Annotated in this window: 14 protein-coding genes, 2 tRNA genes and 2 rRNA genes (1 of these 18 cut by a window edge); 6 read left to right on the forward strand and 12 right to left on the reverse strand. The window is 67.2% G+C overall.

Annotated elements, in window-relative coordinates; all coding sequences use genetic code 11:
- The 3 genes from NBY65_RS06325 to NBY65_RS06335 all read right to left on the reverse strand — a co-directional run.
- Nucleotides 1-165: the start of a DASS family sodium-coupled anion symporter gene (locus NBY65_RS06325; protein ID WP_150045419.1), read on the reverse strand. The gene continues 1,335 nt to the left of window position 1, outside the view; only the first 165 of its 1,500 coding nucleotides appear in the window; the start codon lies at nt 163-165; the stop codon falls past the left edge of the window.
- A 222-nt stretch (nt 166-387) separates the two neighbouring features.
- On the reverse strand, nt 388-1,455 hold the full coding sequence (locus NBY65_RS06330) for a malate/lactate/ureidoglycolate dehydrogenase (RefSeq protein WP_239003229.1): 1,068 nt from the start codon (nt 1,453-1,455) through the stop codon (nt 388-390).
- A 104-nt stretch (nt 1,456-1,559) separates the two neighbouring features.
- A complete protein-coding gene (locus NBY65_RS06335; protein ID WP_239003221.1) occupies nt 1,560-2,399 on the reverse strand; it encodes a VOC family protein in 840 nt (279 codons plus the stop codon).
- 248 nt (nt 2,400-2,647) lie between these two features.
- On the opposite strand from NBY65_RS06335, the gene NBY65_RS06340 reads away from it, so the two are divergent.
- From NBY65_RS06340 to NBY65_RS06365, 6 genes are all read left to right on the forward strand, one after another.
- Nucleotides 2,648-4,255 (forward strand): ABC transporter substrate-binding protein, encoded by a 1,608-nt coding sequence (locus NBY65_RS06340; RefSeq protein ID WP_150045418.1) that lies wholly within the window; start codon nt 2,648-2,650, stop codon nt 4,253-4,255.
- A gap of 9 nt (nt 4,256-4,264) precedes the next feature.
- Nucleotides 4,265-5,242: an ABC transporter permease gene (locus NBY65_RS06345; protein WP_150045417.1), complete on the forward strand. Its 978-nt coding sequence runs from the start codon at nt 4,265-4,267 to the stop codon at nt 5,240-5,242.
- Between the two features lies 1 nt (nt 5,243).
- Nucleotides 5,244-6,065 (forward strand): ABC transporter permease, encoded by an 822-nt coding sequence (locus NBY65_RS06350; protein WP_150045416.1) that lies wholly within the window; start codon nt 5,244-5,246, stop codon nt 6,063-6,065.
- Nucleotides 6,062-7,714 (forward strand): ABC transporter ATP-binding protein, encoded by a 1,653-nt coding sequence (locus NBY65_RS06355; protein ID WP_150045415.1) that lies wholly within the window; start codon nt 6,062-6,064, stop codon nt 7,712-7,714. Before NBY65_RS06350 ends, NBY65_RS06355 begins: the two co-directional genes overlap by 4 nt.
- Nucleotides 7,715-7,782: 68 nt before the next feature.
- On the forward strand, nt 7,783-8,847 hold the full coding sequence (locus tag NBY65_RS06360) for a phosphotransferase (protein ID WP_162530878.1): 1,065 nt from the start codon (nt 7,783-7,785) through the stop codon (nt 8,845-8,847).
- Between the two features lie 5 nt (nt 8,848-8,852).
- Nucleotides 8,853-10,202, forward strand: coding sequence for an aspartate aminotransferase family protein (locus NBY65_RS06365; RefSeq protein ID WP_203330734.1), 1,350 nt, complete (start codon nt 8,853-8,855; stop codon nt 10,200-10,202).
- 182 nt (nt 10,203-10,384) lie between these two features.
- On the opposite strand, the gene NBY65_RS06370 is transcribed toward NBY65_RS06365, so the two are convergent.
- The 9 genes from NBY65_RS06370 to NBY65_RS06410 form a co-directional block, all read right to left on the reverse strand.
- Nucleotides 10,385-10,474, reverse strand: a tRNA-Ser gene (locus tag NBY65_RS06370).
- A gap of 108 nt (nt 10,475-10,582) precedes the next feature.
- Entirely contained in the window at nt 10,583-12,388 is a 1,806-nt protein-coding gene (gene lepA, locus NBY65_RS06375; RefSeq protein WP_150045413.1) for a translation elongation factor 4, read from the reverse strand.
- A 31-nt stretch (nt 12,389-12,419) separates the two neighbouring features.
- Nucleotides 12,420-14,888, reverse strand: coding sequence for a phenylalanine--tRNA ligase subunit beta (gene pheT / locus NBY65_RS06380; protein ID WP_150045412.1), 2,469 nt, complete (start codon nt 14,886-14,888; stop codon nt 12,420-12,422).
- A gap of 4 nt (nt 14,889-14,892) precedes the next feature.
- Nucleotides 14,893-15,963 (reverse strand): phenylalanine--tRNA ligase subunit alpha, encoded by a 1,071-nt coding sequence (gene pheS, locus NBY65_RS06385; protein ID WP_150045411.1) that lies wholly within the window; start codon nt 15,961-15,963, stop codon nt 14,893-14,895.
- An 80-nt stretch (nt 15,964-16,043) separates the two neighbouring features.
- Nucleotides 16,044-16,400, reverse strand: coding sequence for a 50S ribosomal protein L20 (gene rplT, locus NBY65_RS06390; RefSeq protein ID WP_150045410.1), 357 nt, complete (start codon nt 16,398-16,400; stop codon nt 16,044-16,046).
- Between the two features lie 15 nt (nt 16,401-16,415).
- Nucleotides 16,416-16,619 carry a 50S ribosomal protein L35 gene (gene rpmI, locus NBY65_RS06395; protein ID WP_150045409.1) on the reverse strand — a complete coding sequence of 68 codons (204 nt, stop codon included), beginning with the start codon at nt 16,617-16,619 and terminating at the stop codon, nt 16,416-16,418.
- Between the two features lie 201 nt (nt 16,620-16,820).
- Nucleotides 16,821-16,897: transfer RNA gene (locus NBY65_RS06400), tRNA-Met, on the reverse strand.
- Between the two features lie 64 nt (nt 16,898-16,961).
- Nucleotides 16,962-17,076 (reverse strand): 5S ribosomal RNA (gene rrf, locus NBY65_RS06405).
- 127 nt (nt 17,077-17,203) lie between these two features.
- A 23S ribosomal RNA gene (locus NBY65_RS06410) occupies nt 17,204-19,940 on the reverse strand.
- Nucleotides 19,941-20,000: the final 60 nt, after the last annotated feature.

The raw sequence follows: 20,000 nt of genomic DNA on the forward strand, positions 1-20,000 counted from the left end.
CGCGAACAACATGATGGCCATCATGCTGAGGCCGGCCGATGGCAGCCCGGCCGGCAGCGGCAGCAGCAAAACCGCGACCAGACCGAGAATGCCCGCACTCAGTCCGATCACCTTGGCAATCGTCAGGCCGTCGCGATCGAATGTTGTCGTGGTAACACTCGTCATGTGATCTTCTCCGTACATCGGACGAAGTGTCCGGCACGCAGGTCGAGCCTCACGCAGCCCAATATCTGGCACTCTGGAATCTTCAGCCTATTGATCGTCCCTTTTACCTGACCATCGCTCCATTTGGCCATCAGTGCCGCGCGCAGGCCATCGTAGTCCGTCACAGGACGTTACGAAAAGAGTCTGAATTTCCCTGCGCTGCGCCCCGGGGCGCCCTGGCCGTCAGCCGAACAACTGCGCCGTCACGTCAAGCCCCAGCTCGCCGCCGATCCGGTGCAGGGCGGCCATGGTCACGGGATCGACCGGGACGCCCTCGCGCTGCAGCACACGACGCCGTTGCGCCTCGGGCTCGCCGGGAATGAGGACGCCGTCGCTGCCAGGCGAGGGCGGTGTGTCCCGGAGATTCTCCAGCACGGAATCCGTCAGGTCCTGCCACTGCGTACCGGCGATCCGGGTCGGATCGAAGACGAAGGCCAGGGCATTGTTGAGGAAGCGTCCGGCGCGCAGGTTCTGGGGCAGTGTCGGCACCCCCGAGGCGATGGCCCCGGCCAGGATTTCGCATGCCAGCGCCAGGCCGTACCCTTTGTGGCCACCGAAGGGGCGCAACGATCCGGCCGGCTCGCTGAAGATGACGCCTGGGTCGCGGGTCGGATTGCCGTCCGCATCCTGCAGCAATCCCTCGGCTACCTCCTCGCCCTTGGCCATGGCGATGCGGCATTTGTTGCCGGCAATGGCGCTGGTAGCGAAATCAACCAGCACCGGCGGATTCCTTGGCGTGGCGGGAAAGGCAATGCAGATCGGGTTGGTGCCCAGCCGCGACCGGGCGCCGCCGAACGGGGCAACCCGCGGGATGCTGACGACATTGGCGAACAGGATGGCGATCAGTCCCGCCGCCGCGCAGCGCTCGCCATAGGCGCCGAGCCGGCCGATATGATGCGCATACCGCAGCGCCAGGATCGACACGCCGGCCGCCTTCGCCCGCTCGCTCGCCAGGTCGATCGCCTCGCGCGCGATCACCTGCCCGAAGCCGATGCCGCCATCGACGACGAGAAAAGGCGGGTCGTCGCGGACGATCTCGGCATGGCGGTTCGGCTGCAGGTGCCCCAGGCGCTGGCTGCGCACATAGATCTCGACCTGGGTCACGCCATGGCTGGCATGGCCGGTCAGATCCGCCTCCACCAGGTGACGTGCCACCTCCTCCGCTTCCTCCGGCGCACTGCCGGTGCCACGGAAGATGGCGGCAACCAGTTGCTCCAGCCGGTCTGCCGCGACCACCGCGCCCGTGCTCACGCCGGCACTCCGCCGGCCAGGGCCGGAGCCGCCTGCATGTCCTGCCCCGCTTCGAGCATGTCCTGATTGTCTCCTCGCCTTGTCGAGACTGCCATGTCCGGGGATCAGCCGATGAAAGCCAGCGTAACCCCGGCCGCGACCGCAGCCGGCACCACCACCCGGTCCGGTTGCTCGCGCACATCGGCGATGCCGCCCTCGGCCAGGGCAGCCCTGGCCACCGCCAGCGACCCGACCCGCAGTTCCAGCGCCACCATCCGCGTCTCGCCAGTGGGCAGGGATGGCACCGCATCGCCGTAGCGGCGCGCGATCTCGGCTGGCGTCAACAGCAGCAGCGCGGCGTTGCCGGCCGCCAGGGCGAGGCCACCGGCAACCGGGGCCAGGGCGTCGGCGCCGAACAACTGTGCGAAAGGGGCGGCGTCGCGGGCGGGAAGGTCGGTTGCGATCACGAAGGCCGCCAGCCCGGTCACTCCGTTCGGATGACCCCGCCATTCCTCGCGCCAGACCAGCTCGGGCGTGAAATGCTCGCAAAAGAAGACGCGGCCGGTGGCAACCGCGCCGGGCAAGGTGGTGGTGCGGAATCGTGCCTCGCGCGTCCCCTCCGCCAGCGCCACCGGCCGCACGAAGCTGCGCGGCGGATCAGCCGGCACGCCACGCTCCGCCAGCACCGCGGCGAGATCGCCGCCGGCGGGCGGCTTGAACACCAGCCCGTTCAGGCCGGCCGGGGCCTGCCACAGCTCGGTGCGGCGCGGCGTGCGATCCGGCTCCTGGCCCAGCAGTTCCAGGTAATCGTCGCCGAAGATCGCCAGATGGTTGCTGGACCCAAGGCTGTGATGGCCTCGCGGCGTCAGCGCGAAGCCGAGCCGGCGGTACTGCGCCGCAGCGGCATCGAGGCCGTCACGCACGTTGATGACGACATGGTCGATCCGGGGCAGCAGAGGGGACATGGATGGATTCCACGAACAGGCTCCGGGAATGGAGCGGAGGATGGGGTGAAAATGTGAATAGCCCGAAGGCAATGTCAATATTTTGGCTACCACTTCAGCCATGCGTGCAAACTGCCTGGACGATTTCCCGTCCAGCGGCGATGACCTGCAGGCGATACCGCTCGCGCCGGTGTCGTTCGTTGCTGCGGTGGCACGGCCGAGGCGGCATGGGGCCGCACCACACCGCCCGTCGGGGGAGATGCATTGCCATGACCACATCCTTTCTGTTGAGCCGTCGTGCCATGCTCGCCGGGGCGGCCATGGCGGCCGGCCCGTTCGCCATCCGCCAGGCCAGCGCCGAACAACCGGTGCGCGGCGGCGTGCTGAACGTGCATTTCGGCTCCGAACAGCGCATCCTCAACCCGGCGCTGCGGGCCTCCACCGGCGTCTATGTGGTCACCAGCAAGATCATCGAGGCCCTGGTCGACCTCGACGCCACTGGCCGCCCGGTGCCGGTCCTGGCCACCGGCTGGAGCGCCACACCGGATGGGCGCAGCATCACCTTCCGCCTGCGCGAAGGCGTGACCTGGCATGACGGCAAGCCGTTCACCGCGGCCGATGTCCAGTTCAACGCCATGGAACTGTGGAAAAAGCACCTCAACTACGGCACCCAGTTGCAGCAGTACCTGGAAGCGGTGGAGACCCCCGATCCACACACCGCGGTCTTCCGCTATGCCCGGCCGATGCCGCTCGACCTGTTGCTGCGGGCGCTGTGCGACCTTGGCTACGTGGTGCCGCGGCATCTGTTCGAGGGCGGCAACGTGCTGGACAACCCCGCCAATACCGCCCCGGTCGGCACCGGCCCCTATCGCTTCGTGCAATACGAGCGCGGCCAGTTCATCATCGCCGAGCGCAACCCGAGCTACTGGCGCGCCGGCCTGCCGTACCTGGATCGGATCGTCTGGCGGGTCATCACCGACAAATCCGCCGCCGCGGCGGCGCTGGAAGCGGGACAGATCCAGATCAGCGCCTACAACGCGCTGCCGCTGGCCGATCTGGACCGGCTGAAGGACGATCCGCGCTTCGAGATCTCCACCCGCGGCCTGGAGGCGAACGCCTTCAACAACACGCTGGAATTCAACACCCGCCGCAAGGAACTTGCGGATGTGCGGGTGCGCCGCGCGATCGCGCACGCCATCAACGTGCCGTTCTTCATCGAGAACTTCCTCTACGGCCAGGGCAAGCCGGCCACCGGCCCCATTCCTTCGTCCTCGCCCGCCTTCTACCCGGCCGGCAGCAAGCCGCCCTACCCGTTCGACCGCCGCAAGGCCGAAGCCCTGCTGGACGAGGCCGGCTACCGTCGCGGCGCCGGCGGCGTGCGCTTCACCCTGCGGCTGGTGCCGATCAACAATGGCGAGGACGTGCCGCTGCTCGCCACCTTCATCCAGCAATCCCTGGCCGCGGTCGGCATCAAGGTGGAGATCGCGCAGTTCGATATCGCCGGCGCGCTGACCACGGTCTATCGCGACTGGAACTTCGACCTCGCCACCGGCTGGCACCAGTACCGCGGCGACCCGGCCGTCTCCACCACGGTCTGGTACCGCTCCGGCAGCCCGAAGGGCGCGCCCTGGACCAACCAGTTCGGCTGGCAGTCGGACCGGGTGGATGCCCTGACCGACGAGGCGGCCAGCGAGACCGACCCGGCCCGCCGGCGCGCGCTCTATGCGCAATGGGTCGAGGCGGTGAACGCCGAGATCCCGGTGTGGATGATCACCGAACGCCAGTTCTTCGCCGCCACCAGCCGACGGGTGCGCAATCACCACACCTCGCCGCGCTGGGATTCCGGCGATTACCGCGACGTCTGGCTGTCGGCCTGAGACGCGGCGATGCGTCTGCTCGGGCTGGCGTTGCGTCGGCTGGCCGCGAGCCTGCCGACGCTGGGCGTGATCGTCATCGGCCTGTTCCTGCTGCTGCAATTCGCACCGGGGGACACGGTCGATGCGCTGCTGGCGCAGATGGGCGGCGGCGACCCGGCCATGGCCGAGCAGTTGCGGCATTTCTACGGGCTCGACCTGTCGGTGGCGGCGCGGCTTGGCCAGTACCTGTGGCGGCTGGTGCAACTCGATCTCGGCTTCTCCGCGATTTACGACAAGCCGGTGGCAGCGGTGATCCTGGAGCGGCTGCCGGCGACGCTGCTGCTGATGGGATCGGCGCTGTGCTTCGCCTTCGCGGCGGGCATGGCGCTTGGCATCCTGGCGGCGCAACGCATCAATGGCTGGCCGGACACGCTGATCTCGACGCTGGGCCTGGTGTTCTACGCCACGCCGTCCTTCTGGTTCGGCCTGATGGGCATCGTGGTGTTCGCGGTCCGGCTGGGCTGGTTACCGCCGGGCGGGCTGGAGGATGTGGGACAGCAGGCAGGCGGCCTGGCGCGCGTGCTTGACATCGCCTGGCATCTGCTGCTGCCGACGCTGACGCTGTCGCTGATCTTCCTGGCCACCTATCTGCGCATCATGCGCGCCGCGGTGCTCGAGGTGCTGACGCTGGATTTCGTCCGCACCGCCCGCGCCAAGGGGCTGAGTGAGACCGCGGTACTGACCCGCCACGTGCTGCGCAACGCGCTGCTGCCCATGATCACGCTGATCGGCCTGCAGGCCGGGACCATGCTCGGCGGTTCGGTGGTGGTGGAAAGCGTGTTCGCCCTGCCCGGGCTCGGCCGGCTTGCCTTCGAGGCCGTGGTGCAGCGCGATGTGAACACGCTGCTTGGCATCGCCTTCGTCTCCTCCCTGGTGGTGATCGTGGTGAATTTCCTCACCGACCTCTTGTACGGGCTGGTCGACCCCCGCATCGCAGGGCGCGACTGACATGCGGCACTTCCTGCGCAGCCCGGCAGCGGTCATCGGACTGGCGCTGCTGCTGGCGGTCCTGGCGATGGCGGCCAGCGCCGATCTGTGCTTTTCCGGCGACCCGCTCGACCTGGCCGGCCGGCCGTTGCAATGGCCCTTCACCAACCCGCATCTGTGGCTCGGCACCGATAATCGCGGCCGCGACATCGCAGCCCAGATCTTCCATGGCGCGCGGGTCTCGCTGCTGATCGGCGGGGTGGCGACCCTGCTCGCGCTGCTGATCGGCATCGTCATCGGCGCGGTCGCCGGGTACTACGGCGGCTGGATCGACGACGTGCTGATGCGCATCACCGAGGCCTTCCAGATCCTGCCGGGCTTCCTGCTGCTGCTGGTGCTGGTGGCGGTGTACGGCTCGACGCTGCCGACCGAAACCGTGGCGATCGGCGTGGTGTCCTGGCCGCCGGCGGCGCGGCTGACCCGGGCGGAATTCCTCACTCTGCGTCAGCGTGATTTCGTACAGGCCTGCCGTGGCCAGGGCATGGGCGATGCCCGGCTGATCTTCACTGAAATCCTGCCGAACGCGCTGCCACCGATCGTGGTCTATGCCAGCGTGATCATGGCGGTGGCGATCCTGATGGAGAGCGCCCTGGCCTTCCTGCAGCTTTCCGACCCCAATGTCCCTTCCTGGGGCAACCTGATCGGCAGCGGCCGGGCTGTGCTGCGGGTGCAATGGTACGTGTCGGCGATCCCCGGCGTGGCGATCCTGCTGACGGTCCTGGCGGTCTCGCTGGTCGGCCAGGGGCTGAACGACGCACTCAATCCGCGGCTGCACCGCCGATGACCGTGATCCCTGCCGCCGACCCGGCCCTGGCCATCGAGCGCCTGTCCATCACTCTGCCCGCCGGCGCCGAACGGCGCCTCGCCGTGGAGGACGTATCGCTGGCCTTGCCGGCCGGCCAGATCACCTGCGTGGTGGGCGCTTCCGGCTCGGGCAAGACCATGCTCGCCAACGCCGTCATCGGCCTGCTGCCGGAGGGCGTTCGCGCCGTCGCCGGCGAGATCCGCTGTGACGGACAGAACCTGCTGGCACTGCCGCCGGCGGCGCTGCGGCAGATTCGCGGCCGGCGCGTCGGCATGGTGTTCCAGGAACCGATGACCGCGCTCAACCCGCTGCAGCGGATCGGCCGGCAGATCGGCGAGATCCTGCGCACCCACACCGATTTGTCGGCCGCCGCCATCCGCGCGCGGGTGCTGCAGTTGCTGGGGGAGGTGCGCCTGCCCGATCCGGCCACCGCCATCGACGCCTATCCGCACCAGCTCTCCGGTGGGCAGCGGCAGCGGGCGATGATCGCCATGGCGATGGCCCTGGAACCGCCGGTGCTGATCGCCGACGAGCCCACCACGGCGCTGGATGTCACCACCCAGGCCCAGATCCTGGCGCTGATCCGCGCGCTGCAGCGCCGGCGCGGCACCGCGGTGCTGTTCATCACCCATGATTTCGGCGTGGTCGCCGACATCGCCGACCAGGTGGCGGTGATGAGCGGCGGGCATCTGGTGGAGCATGGCCCCGCCGCCTCGGTGCTGCAGCAGCCGCGCCACGCGGCGACACGGGCGCTGATCGCCGCGGTCCCGACCTTGCAGGTACCACCGCCACGCCCAGTGCCGTCGCGTGATGCCGCCCTGCGGATCGATGGCCTGACCAAGACCTTCGCCGAGCGCAGCCTGCTTGGGAGGGTAAAACGGCGAGTCGCGGCGCTGGCCGGGGTCTCCCTGACGCTGCCGCGCGGCAGCACCCTGGGCATCGTCGGCGAGAGCGGCTCGGGCAAGTCCACCCTGGCCCGTTGCCTGGTGCGGCTGCTCGAAGCCGATGCGGGTGCGGTACGGATCGGCGACTGCCCGTTCTCCACGTTGCGGGGCAGTGAATTGCGGACGGCGCGGCGACGGGTGCAGATGATCTTCCAGGATCCCTTCGCCTCGCTCAATCCACGGCGACGCGTCGGCACATTGCTGGCACAGGGACCGGTGCTGCAGGGCGTGCCGGTGACGGAGGCCCGGCGACGGGCCACGGAATTGCTGGAACTGGTAGGGCTCGATCCGGCGGCGGCGGAACGGTACCCGCACGAATTCTCCGGCGGCCAACGCCAGCGCATCTGCATCGCCCGGGCCCTGACCATGCAGCCCGAGATCCTGGTGGCCGACGAGCCGGTCTCGGCGCTGGACGTCTCGATTCAGGCGCAGGTCCTTGCCTTGCTCGCCGACCTGCAGGCGCGGCTCGGCCTGTCGATGGTGTTCATCACCCATGACCTGCGGATCGCGGCCAGCATCTGCGACCGCATCGCGGTGATGCAGAACGGCCGCGTGGTGGAGGAAGGCGAAACCGCCCGGCTGTTCACGGCCCCGGCGCATCCCTACACCGCCGCCCTGCTCGCCGCGGTGCCGGGACGACGGGAGCGGTTCGGGTCGCCGCCAACCAGTCATACGAACCCATGAATTGAATCACCCGGACGTCGTGCGCGCGCAATGGCATGAATCCTGCTATTTTGGTGCGCATGCGTCCGATGCACCTGGCTCCTGCCCCCGGAGAGGCCCCGACGGACCTCCTCTCCGACCCGTTGATGGCCGTGCCGCCACCCGACCTCCCCCTCGCCGACGTGCACGACGTGCTGGCGCGTGCCTATGGTTTGAGCGGGAAACTGGTGCCGCTCGGCGGCGAGCGCGACCGCAACTTCCGCCTGACCCCGTCCGGGGAAGCACCGGTGCTGGTGAAGTTCGCGCATCCCGAGGAAAGCGCCGGGATCACCAACTTCCAGACGGAAGCCCTGCTGCACCTGGAAGCCGCCGACCCCACTTTGCCGGTGCCGCGGATGCGGCGCAGCCGTGACGGCGCCACCTCGGTGCGCCATCCCCTGCGCGACGGCCGGCACAGCCTGCTGCGCGTTCTGTCATTTCTCCCCGGTCAGCCGATGCCCCCCGGCGCGGATGCCGCCGGCGGGCAGGCGCATGCTCTCGGCATGCTCACCGCCCGTCTCGACCGGGCGCTGGAAGGCTTCGCCCACGCGGCGGACCGGCGCCGCCTGCTGTGGGATCTGCGCGAGGCCCCTGGCCTGCGGCCGCTGCTCGACGAGGTCGCCGATCCGGCGCTGCGTGACCTTGCCGCCGCGGCGCTCGCGCGCTTCGAGGCCGAGGCCGCGCCCCTGCTGGCGCGTCTGCCGACCCAGGTGATCCACAACGACCTCAATCCGCATAACGTGCTGGTGGACCCGGAGGACAGCGGGCGCCTGACGGGGATCATCGATTTCGGCGACATGGTCCGCGCCCCGCGCCTGCAGGAGATCGCGACGACCGCGGCTTACCTGCTGCGCGCGGGCAACGCCCCCTTCGCCGGTCCGGCCGCCTTCCTCGCCGGGTATCGCCGGGTCCTGCCGGTGCCCCCGGCCGAGGCCGCCATGCTGCCGGCGCTGATCGCCACCCGCATGACGATGACCGTGCTGATCACCAGTTGGCGCGCCCGGCGCCAGCCGGAGAACGCGGCCTATATCCTGCGCAACGTGCCCGGTGCCCGGGCCGGCCTGGAGTCCCTGGCAAGACTCCCCCTGACCGCCTTGCTGCCCGACGAGGAATGACGACGATGCAGGACCTGCCGCCGGCCGCCGCCCCGGTGATGATCAACGCCTTCGATCCGACCAGCGCCACCGGCCTCTCGCCCCGGGAACGGGCGCTGGTGGAGCGCCGCCGTCGCCTGCTGGGCCCGGCCTACCGGCTGTTCTACGAGCATCCGGTGCACCCCGTCCGGGGGGAAGGCGCCTGGTTGTTCGACGCCGCGGGCAACCGCTACCTTGATTGCTACAACAACGTTGCCTCCATGGGGCACGCGCACCCGCGCATCGTCGCGGCGATCGCCGCCCAGGCCGCGCAGCTCAACACGCATACGCGCTATCTGCACGAGACCGTGCTCGACTATGCCGAGGCGCTGCTGGCCACCCTGCCCGCCGCACTTGGCCACGTGATGTTCACCTGCACCGGCTCGGAGGCGAACGACCTGGCGCTGCGCATCGCCCGCAGCCACACCGGCGGCGAGGGCATCGTCGTCACCGCCCTCGCCTATCACGGCGTCACGGCGTCGCTTGCCGACTTGTCGCCCTCGCTCGGGGCCGGTGTGCCGCTCGGGCGGCATGTTGCCACGGTGGCGGCACCGGACGCCTATCGCGGCAGCGCCGACATGCCGCGCCGCTTCGCCGAGGATGTCCGGCAAGCCTTCGAGGATCTGCGCCGTCACGGCATCCGCCCCTGCGCGCTGCTGGTCGACACGATGTTCACCTCCGACGGCGTCTTCCCGGATCCGGCGGGCTTCCTGGCCGAAGCGGTGACCGCGGCCCGTGCGGCCGGCGCGCTGTTCATCGCCGACGAGGTGCAGCCGGGCTTCGGGCGTACCGGTCAGATGTGGGGCTTTGCGCGGCACGGCGTGGAGCCCGACATCGTCACCATGGGCAAGCCGATGGGCAACGGCCATCCGCTGGCCGGGCTGGCGATCCGCCCCGAGCTGCTGGAACGGTTCGGCAGCACGTCCCGCTACTTCAACACGTTTGGCGGCAATCCAGTGTCGGCGGCGGCCGGGCTTGCGGTGCTGCAGGTGCTGCATGACGAAGGGCTGGCCGAGAATGCCCGGAGCGTCGGCGCCTATCTGCAGGACGGGCTTCGTGCCCTTGCCGCACGGCACCTGCTGATTGGCGATGTCCGCGGCGCCGGGCTTTCGATCGGCTGCGAACTGGTGCGCGACCGCGTCACGCAAACCCCCGCTACCGCCGAGACCACCTACGTGGTCAATGCCCTGCGCGAACGCCGCGTGCTCATCAGTGCCAGCGGACCGGACGCGAACATCTTGAAGATCCGGCCTCCCCTTTGCCTGTCGCGGGCGCAGGTGGACCTGTTCGTGGAGACGTGCGACCAGGTGCTGGCCTCGGTGCCTGGACACGACTGACGCCAGCGGTCACGCGCCCGCGAGGTGATTTGGGAAGCTCCCGCGGTCGAAGTGACCGCGTCACCTCAGCGGGAGATGATGGCGACGCGGCGCGAAGATGGCCTCAAAGTTGTATCACCGCTTTGGACACCTGTGGGTACCCGAAGCGTCAAAGGCCAAAATATTTAACGATGTCAACCAGATGGCGGAGAGGGTGGGATTCGAACCCACGGTACGCGTAAACGTACAACGGTTTTCGAGACCGTCCCGATCGACCGCTCCGGCACCTCTCCGCGTTCGATGGCGGGTGCCTTATAGGGACACGCGGCGCACACCGCAACGGCACATCTTCATCCTTTTGTTCACCCCCCGCCAGGTGCAGCCGCCTGCTCCCCCTCCGGTCAGGCGTCCATCTTCAGCGCCGCGAGGAAGGCGCTCTGCGGGATCTCCACCTTGCCGAACTGACGCATCCGCTTCTTGCCCTCCTTCTGCTTCTCCAGCAGCTTGCGCTTGCGCGTGATGTCACCGCCGTAGCACTTCGCGGTCACGTCCTTGCTCAGCGCGCCGATGGTCTCGCGGGCAATCACCCGTCCGCCGATCGCCGCCTGGATGGCAATCTTGAACAACTGGCGCGGGATCAGGTCCTTCAGCTTCTCGCAGATCGCCCGACCGCGCTTCTCCGCCTGCGCCCGGTGGGCAATGAACGACAAGGCATCGACCGGATCCGCGTTCACCAGGATCGAGATCTTCACCAGGTCGCTCTCGGCGTAGGTGTCCATGTGGTAGTCGAAGCTGGCATAGCCGCGGCTGACGCTCTTCAGCCGGTCATAGAAGTCGAACACCACCTCGTTCAGCGGCAGCCGGTACACCGCCATGGCACGGTTGCCAACATAGGTCAGGTCGGTCTGCTGACCGCGCCGCTCGCTGCACAGCGTCAGCACACTGCCGAGATAGTCGTCCGGCACCATGATGGTCGCCTTGATCCAGGGCTCCTCGATATGGTCGATGACGCTCGGATCGGGCATGTCCGCCGGATTGTGCAGTTCGTGCATCTCGCCGTTGGTACGATGCACGCGGTACACGACACTCGGCGCCGTCGCGATCAGGTCGAGGTCGAATTCCCGCGACAGACGTTCCTGGATGATTTCCAGGTGCAGCAGGCCGAGGAAGCCGCAACGGAAGCCGAAACCCAGCGCCGCCGAGGTCTCAGGCTCGTAGTGGAAGCTGGCGTCGTTCAGGCGCAGCTTGGCCAGGCTCTCGCGCAGCTTCTCGAAATCGTCGGCATCGACCGGATACAGCCCGCACCACACCACCGGCACGCTCGGCTTGAAACCGGGCAGCGGCTCGGTCGCCGGGGCGCGGTCATCGGTGATGGTGTCGCCGACATTGCAATCGGCCACCGTCTTGATGGCGGCGGTGATGTAACCCATCTCGCCGGGCCCGAGATCATCCACCGGAATCATCTTCGGCGTGAACACGCCAACCTGCTCGAGGTTGTGTACGGCGCCGGTGGACATCATGCGGACGCGCTGGCCCTTGCGCAGGCGCCCGTCCTTCACCCGCACCAGGATGACCACGCCCAGGTACTGGTCGTACCAGGAATCCACCAGCAGCGCCTTCAGCGGCGCGTTGGCGTCGCCCTTGGGCGGCGGCAGGCGGGTCACCAGGGCCTCCAACACGCCCTCGATGTTCAGCCCGGTCTTGGCGCTGATCATCACCGCGTCGGAGGCATCGAGCCCGATCACGTCCTCGATCTGCTGCTTCACCCGGTCGGGCTCGGCGGCGGGCAGGTCGATCTTGTTGAGGATCGGCACGATCTCGTGGTTGGCGTCGATCGCCTGGTAGACATTGGCGAGCGTCTGCGCCTCCACGCCCTGGGAGGCGTCCACCACCAGCAGCGACCCCTCGCAGGCGGCGAGGCTGCGGCTCACCTCATAGGCGAAGTCCACGTGGCCGGGCGTGTCCATCAGGTTGAGCTCATAGAGCTCCCCGTCCTTCGCCCGGTAGCTCAGGCGGACGGTCTGCGCCTTGATGGTGATGCCGCGCTCGCGCTCGATGTCCATGTTGTCGAGCACCTGCTCGGTCATCTCGCGCGCCGACAGCGCGCCGGTCGCCTGGATCAGGCGATCGGCGAGCGTGGACTTCCCATGGTCGATATGGGCGATGATCGAAAAGTTGCGGATACGCTCGAGCGGAGTGTCGGTCATGGCAGGGACATAGGCATTTCCGCCGCTCCTGTCAGCCGCGCAGAACGGCGCCGGTCGCCTTGGTGACCGCGGCGACCACTTTCTGGCAGGCGGCCTCGATCTCGGCGTCGGTCAGGGTGCGCTCGCGCGGCTGGAACACCACCTCGATCGCCAGGGATTTGCGGCCCTGCTCCAGCTTCTCGCCTTCGTAAACGTCGAACAGGGAGACGCCCGTGATCAAGGTCCGCTCGGCCCCGCGGGCGGCGCGCAGCACCGCCTCGGCCGACACATCCGTGCCCACCAGGAAGGCGAAGTCGCGGCGAACCGGGTGGAAGGGCGGGATATCCGGGGCGGCCTTCTTGCGGCGCTTCGGATCCTGGACCGCATCCAGGAACACTTCGAACGCAACCGCCGGGCCGGCCAGATCCAGGGCCGCCAGCATGCGCGGATGCAGTTCGCCGAAGGTCGCCAGCACCGTCTTCGGCCCCTGCCGCACCACGCCGGAACGGCCGGGATGGTAGAAGCCAGGGGCGTCGGCGGTGACCGTCAAGGCCTCCATCGGCACCCCCAGGGCCTGCAGCACCGCCCAGACGTCGCCCTTGGCGTCCATCGCGTCCACCGTGCGCGCAGGCGCGATCCAGTTGCGTGGCGTGGCCCCGGTGCGCACCCCGCCGGCGATCCAGCGCTGGCCCTCAGGGGCCGGGCTTTCATAGCCGGGGCCGACCTCGAACAGGCCAAGGTCCGGCCAGCCACGCGCGGCATTGCGCTGCGCCGCCAGCACCAGCGTCGCCACCGGCGTCGGGCGCATCTGATCGAGATCGCTCGCGATCGGGTTGACCAGGCGCAACGGCTCGGGCGCCGGCCCGAACAGCGCCGCCTGCTCGCGCGCCATGAAGCTGAAGGTCACGCATTCCGCGAGCCCGCGCGCCCCCAGCGTCCGCCGCGCCAGCGCCGAACGGCCCTGGCGCGGGGTCAGGGTCTGGCCCGGCACCGGCGCGGCGCCCGGCAAGCTGACCGGCGGCACGGCATCCAGGCCACGCAGCCGCAGCACTTCCTCAATCAGGTCGCACTCGGCTTCCACCGCATCGCGCCCCGCCGCCGCGGCGGCCGCACGCTCGGGCGGCAACTCGGGCCAGGGATCGAGCGAGGTGCGGGCGGCGACGTCGTTGCGCCAGGACGGCACCTGCACCGTCACCTGCGCCGCATCGCGCGCAGTCACCGCGAAGCCCAGATGCTCCAGCGCCGTCACCGCCTCGTCGGGCGGCACGGCGAGGCCGCCGAATTCCTCCAGCCGGCGGAAGCGCAGCGTGGCGGTGCGCTGCCACTCCGGCATTGCACCCGCGGCCACGACCTCGCTCGCCTCGCCGCCGCAGAGTTCCTGGATCAGGCGGGTCGCCGCCTCGATGGCGTCGGGCATCAGCGCGGGATCGATGCCGCGCTCGAAGCGGGCCCGCGCATCCGAGCTGATGCCATGGCGACGTCCGGTCAGGGCGATGCGCACCGGGTCGAAATAGGCGGCCTCCACGAAGACGGTCGTGGTGCCTTCGTCGCAACCGGTCGCCTCGCCGCCGATCACGCCAGCCAGGGATTGCACGCCCGCCGCATCGGCGATGGCGCAGTCCTCGGGACCGACGGTGTAGTCCTTGCCGTTCAGCGCCCGGAAGGTCTCCCCCGCTCCGGGACGGAAGGTCAGCACGCCGCCGCTGACCTTGTCGGCGTCGAAGACGTGCAGCGGACGGCCGAGATCGATGGTGAAGAAGTTGGTGACATCGACCAGGGCGTTGATCGGCCGCAGCCCGATCGAGACCAGGCGATCCTGCAGCCATTGCGGGCTCGGCCCGTTGCGCAGGCCGCGGATGGTGCGGCCGAGCACCCACGGACAGGCCTGCGGCATCTCGATGGCCCAGCGCAGCGGGCTCGGGAACACGGCAGGCACAGGGGCCGGCGCGAAGGGCTTCAGCGTGCCCAGGCCCGCCGCCGCCAGATCGCGTGCCACGCCACGTACCGCCAGCGCGTCGCCGCGGTTGGGGGTGACGGCGATGTCGATCACCGGATCATCCAGCCCGGCCCATGTTGCATAGGGCACGCCCACCGGCGCGTCCTCGGGCAGGTCCACGATGCCGGAATGGTCGTCGCCCAGCCCCATCTCCCGGGCCGAGAGCAGCATGCCGGCGCTCTGCACGCCGCGGATCTCGCCCACCTTCAGGGTGATGCCGGTGCCCGGGATATAGCTGCCGGCGGCAGCGAACACCGCCTTCATGCCGGTGCGCGCATTCGGCGCGCCGCACACCACAGAGATCAGCTTGCCATCGCCCGCATCCACCTTGCAGGCGCGCAGCCGGTCGGCATTCGGGTGCGGCAGCGCCTCCACCACATGGGCGATGCGGAACGGCGCGAGCGCGGCGCCGCGATCCTCCACGCCTTCCAGCTCCAGGCCGATGCGGGTCAGCGTGTCGGTGATGGTCTGCAGCGGCGCATCGGTGTCGAGATGCGTCTTCAGCCAGGACAGGGTGAACTTCATGGTGTCACACGCCCTCGTGCAGCATGGCGGGGACCAACGGATTGAAGCCGTAATGGCGCAGCCAGCGGATGTCGCTCTCGTAGAAGGTGCGCAGGTCGGGGATGCCGTGCTTGAGCATGGTCACGCGCTCGATCCCCATGCCGAAGGCAAAGCCCTGCCACTCGCGCGGGTCGATGCCGCAATTGGCCAGCACCTTCGGATGCACCATGCCGCTGCCCAGGATTTCCAGCCAGTCGCCGCCGCCGCCGAGTTCGCCGGTCTTGCGGTTCCAGCCGATGTCCACCTCCATCGAGGGCTCGGTGAACGGGAAATAGGAGGAGCGGAAGCGGACCGGCAGATCGGAAATGCCGAAGAAGCTGCGCAGGAAGTCGATCAGGCAGCCCTTGAGGTGGCCCAGCGTGATGTTGCGGTCGAGCACCAGCCCTTCCACCTGGTGGAACATCGGGCTGTGGGTGGCGTCGTGGTCGGCGCGATAGGTGCGGCCAGGCACGATCACCCGGAACGGCAACTCGCGCCCGAGCATGGAGCGGGCCTGCACCGGCGAAGTATGGGTGCGCAGCACCGGCCGCCGCCCGCCCGGCGTCTGGGCCGGCAGATAGAAGGTATCCATGTCCTCGCGCGCGGAATGGTGCGCGGGGATGTTGAGGGCGGAGAAGTTCAGCCAGTCATTCTCGATGTCCGGCCCTTCGGCGATGGCGAAGCCCATGGCACCGAAGATCGCCGCCATCTCGTCCATGGTGCGGCTGATCGGATGGATCAGGCCGGTCGCGGAAGGACGGGGGGGCAGGGTGACATCGATGCGCTCGGCCGCGAGCCGGGCATCGAGCGCGGCCGCTTCCAGATCAAGGCGACGTGCCTCGACCAGTGCGGTCAGTTCCTCCTTCAGCCGGTTCAGCGCGGCGCCGCGCTCGCGGCGTTCCTCCGCCGAAAGCCGGCCGAGTTCCTTCAGCAGGCCGGTCAGCCTGCCGCTCTTGCCCAGCACGCCGACGCGGATCGCGTCCCAGGCGCGCAAATCGGTGGCGGCGGCCAGCGCCGCCTCGGTTTCGCTCTTCAGCGCCTGCAGATCGTCGCTCATGCTCGTTTCCGTGCAAAAAAGGCCGCCCTGTTGCCGGGCGGCCCTTTCGTGATCGGTCGCTCGCTTCCCAGGGAAGCCGATCAGGCCAGGGCGGCCTGCACCTTCTTCACGATCTCACCGAAGCTGGTGGGGTCGTCATAGGCGATCGCCGCCAGCACCTTGCGATCCATCTCGATCCCGGCGCGCTTCAGCCCGTCGATGAAACGGCTGTAGGTGAGGCCGTGCTCGCGGACCGCGGCGTTGATGCGCTGGATCCACAGACCGCGGAACTCGCGCTTCTTCACCCGGCGGTCGCGATAGGCATACTGGAGGCTCTTCTCCAGACGCTCGAGCGCGATGCGGTAATTCGTGGATGACCGGCCGAAGAAGCCCTTCGACTGATCGATAACCTTCTTGTGGCGGGCGTGGGTGGTAACGCCGCGCTTGACGCGTGCCATGTGCCGTTCCCTTCCTTACTCGAGCCCGTAGGGGGCCCACTGCTTGACGGTCAGGCCGTCGGCATGGGTCAGCACCTGGCTGCCGCGGTTGGTGCGCTTGGCCTTCTGGCTGCGGGCGGACAGGTTGTGCCGCTTCTTGCCAGGGCCGGCGAGCACCTTGCCGGTGCCGGTGATCTTGAAGCGCTTTTTGACAGCGGACTTCGTCTTCATCTTGGGCATTTGGGTCTCCTTCAATCGAGGTCCTGCACGGCGCAGGCGTCGCGGCCGGGCATGCCCTTCAGGCCCGGCGCGCAAACGAGGGCGCGCTTATAGCTACGGTGCGTGGGGGCTGCAAGCGCGTCCTGGTCAGGGCTCGCAGCGGTTCACGCGCGCAAACGCGAACCGCCGCCGACGCGTGTGCGTTGGCGGCGGTTGGAGTGGTGGTTGCGGGGATAGGATTTGAACCTATGACCTTCAGGTTATGAGCCTGACGAGCTACCGGGCTGCTCCACCCCGCGGCGAAGCTGTCGACTGATGGGGCGTGTTGGGAGTGTTGGTGTGGTGGTCAGGGTGGGTTTGAAGACCTGGCGGCGACCTACTCTCCCGCGTCTTAGGACGCAGTACCATGGGCGCTGGGGTATTTCACGGCCGAGTTCGGGATGGGATCGGGTGGGGGGACCCCGCCAGAGCCACCAGGTCGTCAAACCCACCCTGATTGTGTGTGTCAGGGTGTGGGGGCAGGTTCTGGTGTTTGCGTCGGTGTGTGTGCGTGGTGAGGCCTGAGTGGCGGTTGGTGTGGATGACTGCTGTGCGTGATGGGGGAGATGATCGAGCCTGTTGGGCGATTAGGACCGGTTAGCTGAGCGCGTTGCCGCGCGTATACATCCGGCCTATCGACGTGCTGGTCTTGCACGGCCCTCGGGGAGACCTGGTTTTGAGGGAAGTTTCCCGCTTAGATGCTTTCAGCGGTTATCTTGTCCGCACATAGCTACCCGGCGGTGCCGCTGGCGCGACAACCGGTTCACCAGAGGTGCGTCCATCCCGGTCCTCTCGTACTAGGGACAGCTCCTCGCAAGTCTCCTTCACCCACGGCAGATAGGGACCGAACTGTCTCACGACGTTCTAAACCCAGCTCACGTACCACTTTAATCGGCGAACAGCCGAACCCTTGGGACCTGCTCCAGCCCCAGGATGTGATGAGCCGACATCGAGGTGCCAAACCTCCCCGTCGATGTGGACTCTTGGGGGAGATCAGCCTGTTATCCCTAGAGTACCTTTTATCCGTTGAGCGATGGCCCTTCCACGCGGGACCACCGGATCACTATGGCCGACTTTCGTCTCTGCTCGAGCTGTCGCTCTCGCAGTCAGGCGGGCTTATGCCATTGCACTCAGCAGCCGATGTCCGACCGGCCTGAGCCCACCATCGCGCGCCTCCGTTACCATTTGGGAGGCGACCGCCCCAGTCAAACTGCCTGCCATGCAGGGTCCCGGATCGGGCTGACCGATCGCGGTTAGACATCAGAAGCGCCCAGGGTGGTATTTCAAGGTTGGCTCCGCCGAAGCTGGCGCCCCGGTTTCAAAGCCTCCCACCTATCCTACACAGTGCTCTCCTAATGCCACTGCAAAGCTGCAGTAAAGGTTCATAGGGTCTTTCCGTCTGACCGCGGGTACCCCGCATCTTCACGGGGAATTCAATTTCGCTGAGCCGATGCCGGAGACAGTGGGGAAGTCGTTACGCCATTCGTGCAGGTCGGAACTTACCCGACAAGGAATTTCGCTACCTTAGGACCGTTATAGTTACGGCCGCCGTTTACCGGGGCTTCAATTCAGTGCTCGCACACCTCCTCTTAACCTTCCGGCACCGGGCAGGCGTCAGACCCTATACGTCGTCTCTCGACTTCGCAGAGCCCTGTGTTTTTACTAAACAGTCGCTACCCCCTGGTCTGTGCCACCCGACCATGGTTGCCCACAGCCGGGTCCCGCTTATCCCGAAGTTACGCGGGCAATTTGCCTAGTTCCTTCGACATCGTTCTCTCAAGCGCCTTGGTATACTCTACCAGTCCACCTGTGTCGGTTTCGGGTACGGTCTATACGCTGGAGCTGTTTCCCGGGATGTTCCGGCCGCAGGGACAATCCGATAAGCCCCCACCACGTTTCACATCCGTCACTTCCAGCAGGCCCAGGAATTTTAACCTGGTTCCCATCGACTACGGCTCTCGCCCTCGCCTTAGGGGCCGGCTCACCCTGCGCGGATTAACCTTGCGCAGGAACCCTTGGACTTTCGGCGACAGTGTTTCTCACACTGTTTGTCGCTACTCATGTCAGCATTCGCACTTCCGATACCTCCAGGAGGGGTCACCCCACTCCCTTCGCAGGCCTACGGAACGCTCCGCTACCGCGCAGATTGCTCTGCACCCGCAGCTTCGGCACGTGGCTTGAGCCCCGTTACATTTTCGGCGCAGGATTTCTATTAGACCAGTGAGCTATTACGCTTTCTTTAAAGGATGGCTGCTTCTAAGCCAACCTCCTGGTTGTTTTGGAATTCCCACATCCTTTCCCACTTAGCCACGATTTGGGGGCCTTAGCTGGCGGTCTGGGCTGTTTCCCTCTCGACGATGGACCTTAGCACCCACCGTCTGTCTGCCGCGCTGCACTCCTCGGTATTCGGAGTTTGGTTAGGTTTGGTAAGTCTTTGGGACCCCCTAGCCCATCCAGTGCTCTACCCCCGAGGGTGATCACACGACGATCTACCTCAATAGATTTCGCGGAGAACCAGCTATTTCCGAGTTTGATTGGCCTTTCACCCCTAGCCACAGCTCATCCCCGACTTTTTCAACAGGCGTGGGTTCGGCCCTCCAGTGGGTGTTACCCCACCTTCAGCCTGGCCATGGCTAGATCACTCGGTTTCGGGTCTTCTGCCCGCGACTGAACGCCCTGTTCAGACTCGCTTTCGCTGCGCCTACGCCTATCGGCTTAAGCTTGCCGCGAACAGAAACTCGCTGACCCATTATACAAAAGGTACGCCGTCACCGCAGATGCGGCTCCGACTGCTTGTAGGCATTCGGTTTCAGGTCTATTTCACTCCCCTCATCGGGGTGCTTTTCACCTTTCCCTCACGGTACTTGTTCGCTATCGGTCACCAGGGAGTATTTAGGCTTGGAGGGTGGTCCCCCCATGTTCAGACAGGATTTCACGTGTCCCGCCTTACTCAAGGACCCAACGATCTAAACGCATACGGGGCTATCACCCGCTCTGGCCGGCCTTTCCAGACCCTTCTGCTTACAATCGCCAGGCCACTGGCCTGTTCCGCGTTCGCTCGCCACTACTAGCGGAATCTCTGTTGATGTCTTTTCCTCCGGGTACTGAGATGTTTCAGTTCCCCGGGTTTGCCTCCTGAACCTATGGATTCAGTTCAGGATACCCCTAAGGGTGGGTTTCCCCATTCGGATATCCACGGATCAACGCCTGCTCGCGGCTCCCCATGGCTTTTCGCAGCGTGCCACGTCCTTCATCGCCTCCTGGTGCCAAGGCATCCACCGAATGCCCTTATCGCGCTCGAGATCTCCAAACGAACCTTACGGTCCGTCATGACCCACCATGCACAGGAACCATCCACACCAG

Origin of the sequence: Rhodovastum atsumiense (genome assembly GCF_937425535.1) — a bacterium.
Taxonomy (GTDB): domain Bacteria; phylum Pseudomonadota; class Alphaproteobacteria; order Acetobacterales; family Acetobacteraceae; genus Rhodovastum; species Rhodovastum atsumiense.

Bases quoted from the DNA above. Each gene is read 5' to 3' on its own strand.
- NBY65_RS06335 (WP_239003221.1), bottom strand. From the start codon at position 2,399: ATGTCCCCTCTGCTGCCCCGGATCGACCATGTCGTCATCAACGTGCGT.
- NBY65_RS06340 (WP_150045418.1), top strand. From the start codon at position 2,648: ATGACCACATCCTTTCTGTTGAGCCGTCGTGCCATGCTCGCCGGGGCG.
- NBY65_RS06345 (WP_150045417.1), top strand. From the start codon at position 4,265: ATGCGTCTGCTCGGGCTGGCGTTGCGTCGGCTGGCCGCGAGCCTGCCG.
- NBY65_RS06350 (WP_150045416.1), top strand. From the start codon at position 5,244: ATGCGGCACTTCCTGCGCAGCCCGGCAGCGGTCATCGGACTGGCGCTG.
- NBY65_RS06355 (WP_150045415.1), top strand. From the start codon at position 6,062: ATGACCGTGATCCCTGCCGCCGACCCGGCCCTGGCCATCGAGCGCCTG.
- NBY65_RS06360 (WP_162530878.1), top strand. From the start codon at position 7,783: ATGCACCTGGCTCCTGCCCCCGGAGAGGCCCCGACGGACCTCCTCTCC.
- NBY65_RS06365 (WP_203330734.1), top strand. From the start codon at position 8,853: ATGCAGGACCTGCCGCCGGCCGCCGCCCCGGTGATGATCAACGCCTTC.
- lepA (WP_150045413.1), bottom strand. From the start codon at position 12,388: ATGACCGACACTCCGCTCGAGCGTATCCGCAACTTTTCGATCATCGCC.
- pheT (WP_150045412.1), bottom strand. From the start codon at position 14,888: ATGAAGTTCACCCTGTCCTGGCTGAAGACGCATCTCGACACCGATGCG.
- pheS (WP_150045411.1), bottom strand. From the start codon at position 15,963: ATGAGCGACGATCTGCAGGCGCTGAAGAGCGAAACCGAGGCGGCGCTG.
- rplT (WP_150045410.1), bottom strand. From the start codon at position 16,400: ATGGCACGCGTCAAGCGCGGCGTTACCACCCACGCCCGCCACAAGAAG.
- rpmI (WP_150045409.1), bottom strand. From the start codon at position 16,619: ATGCCCAAGATGAAGACGAAGTCCGCTGTCAAAAAGCGCTTCAAGATC.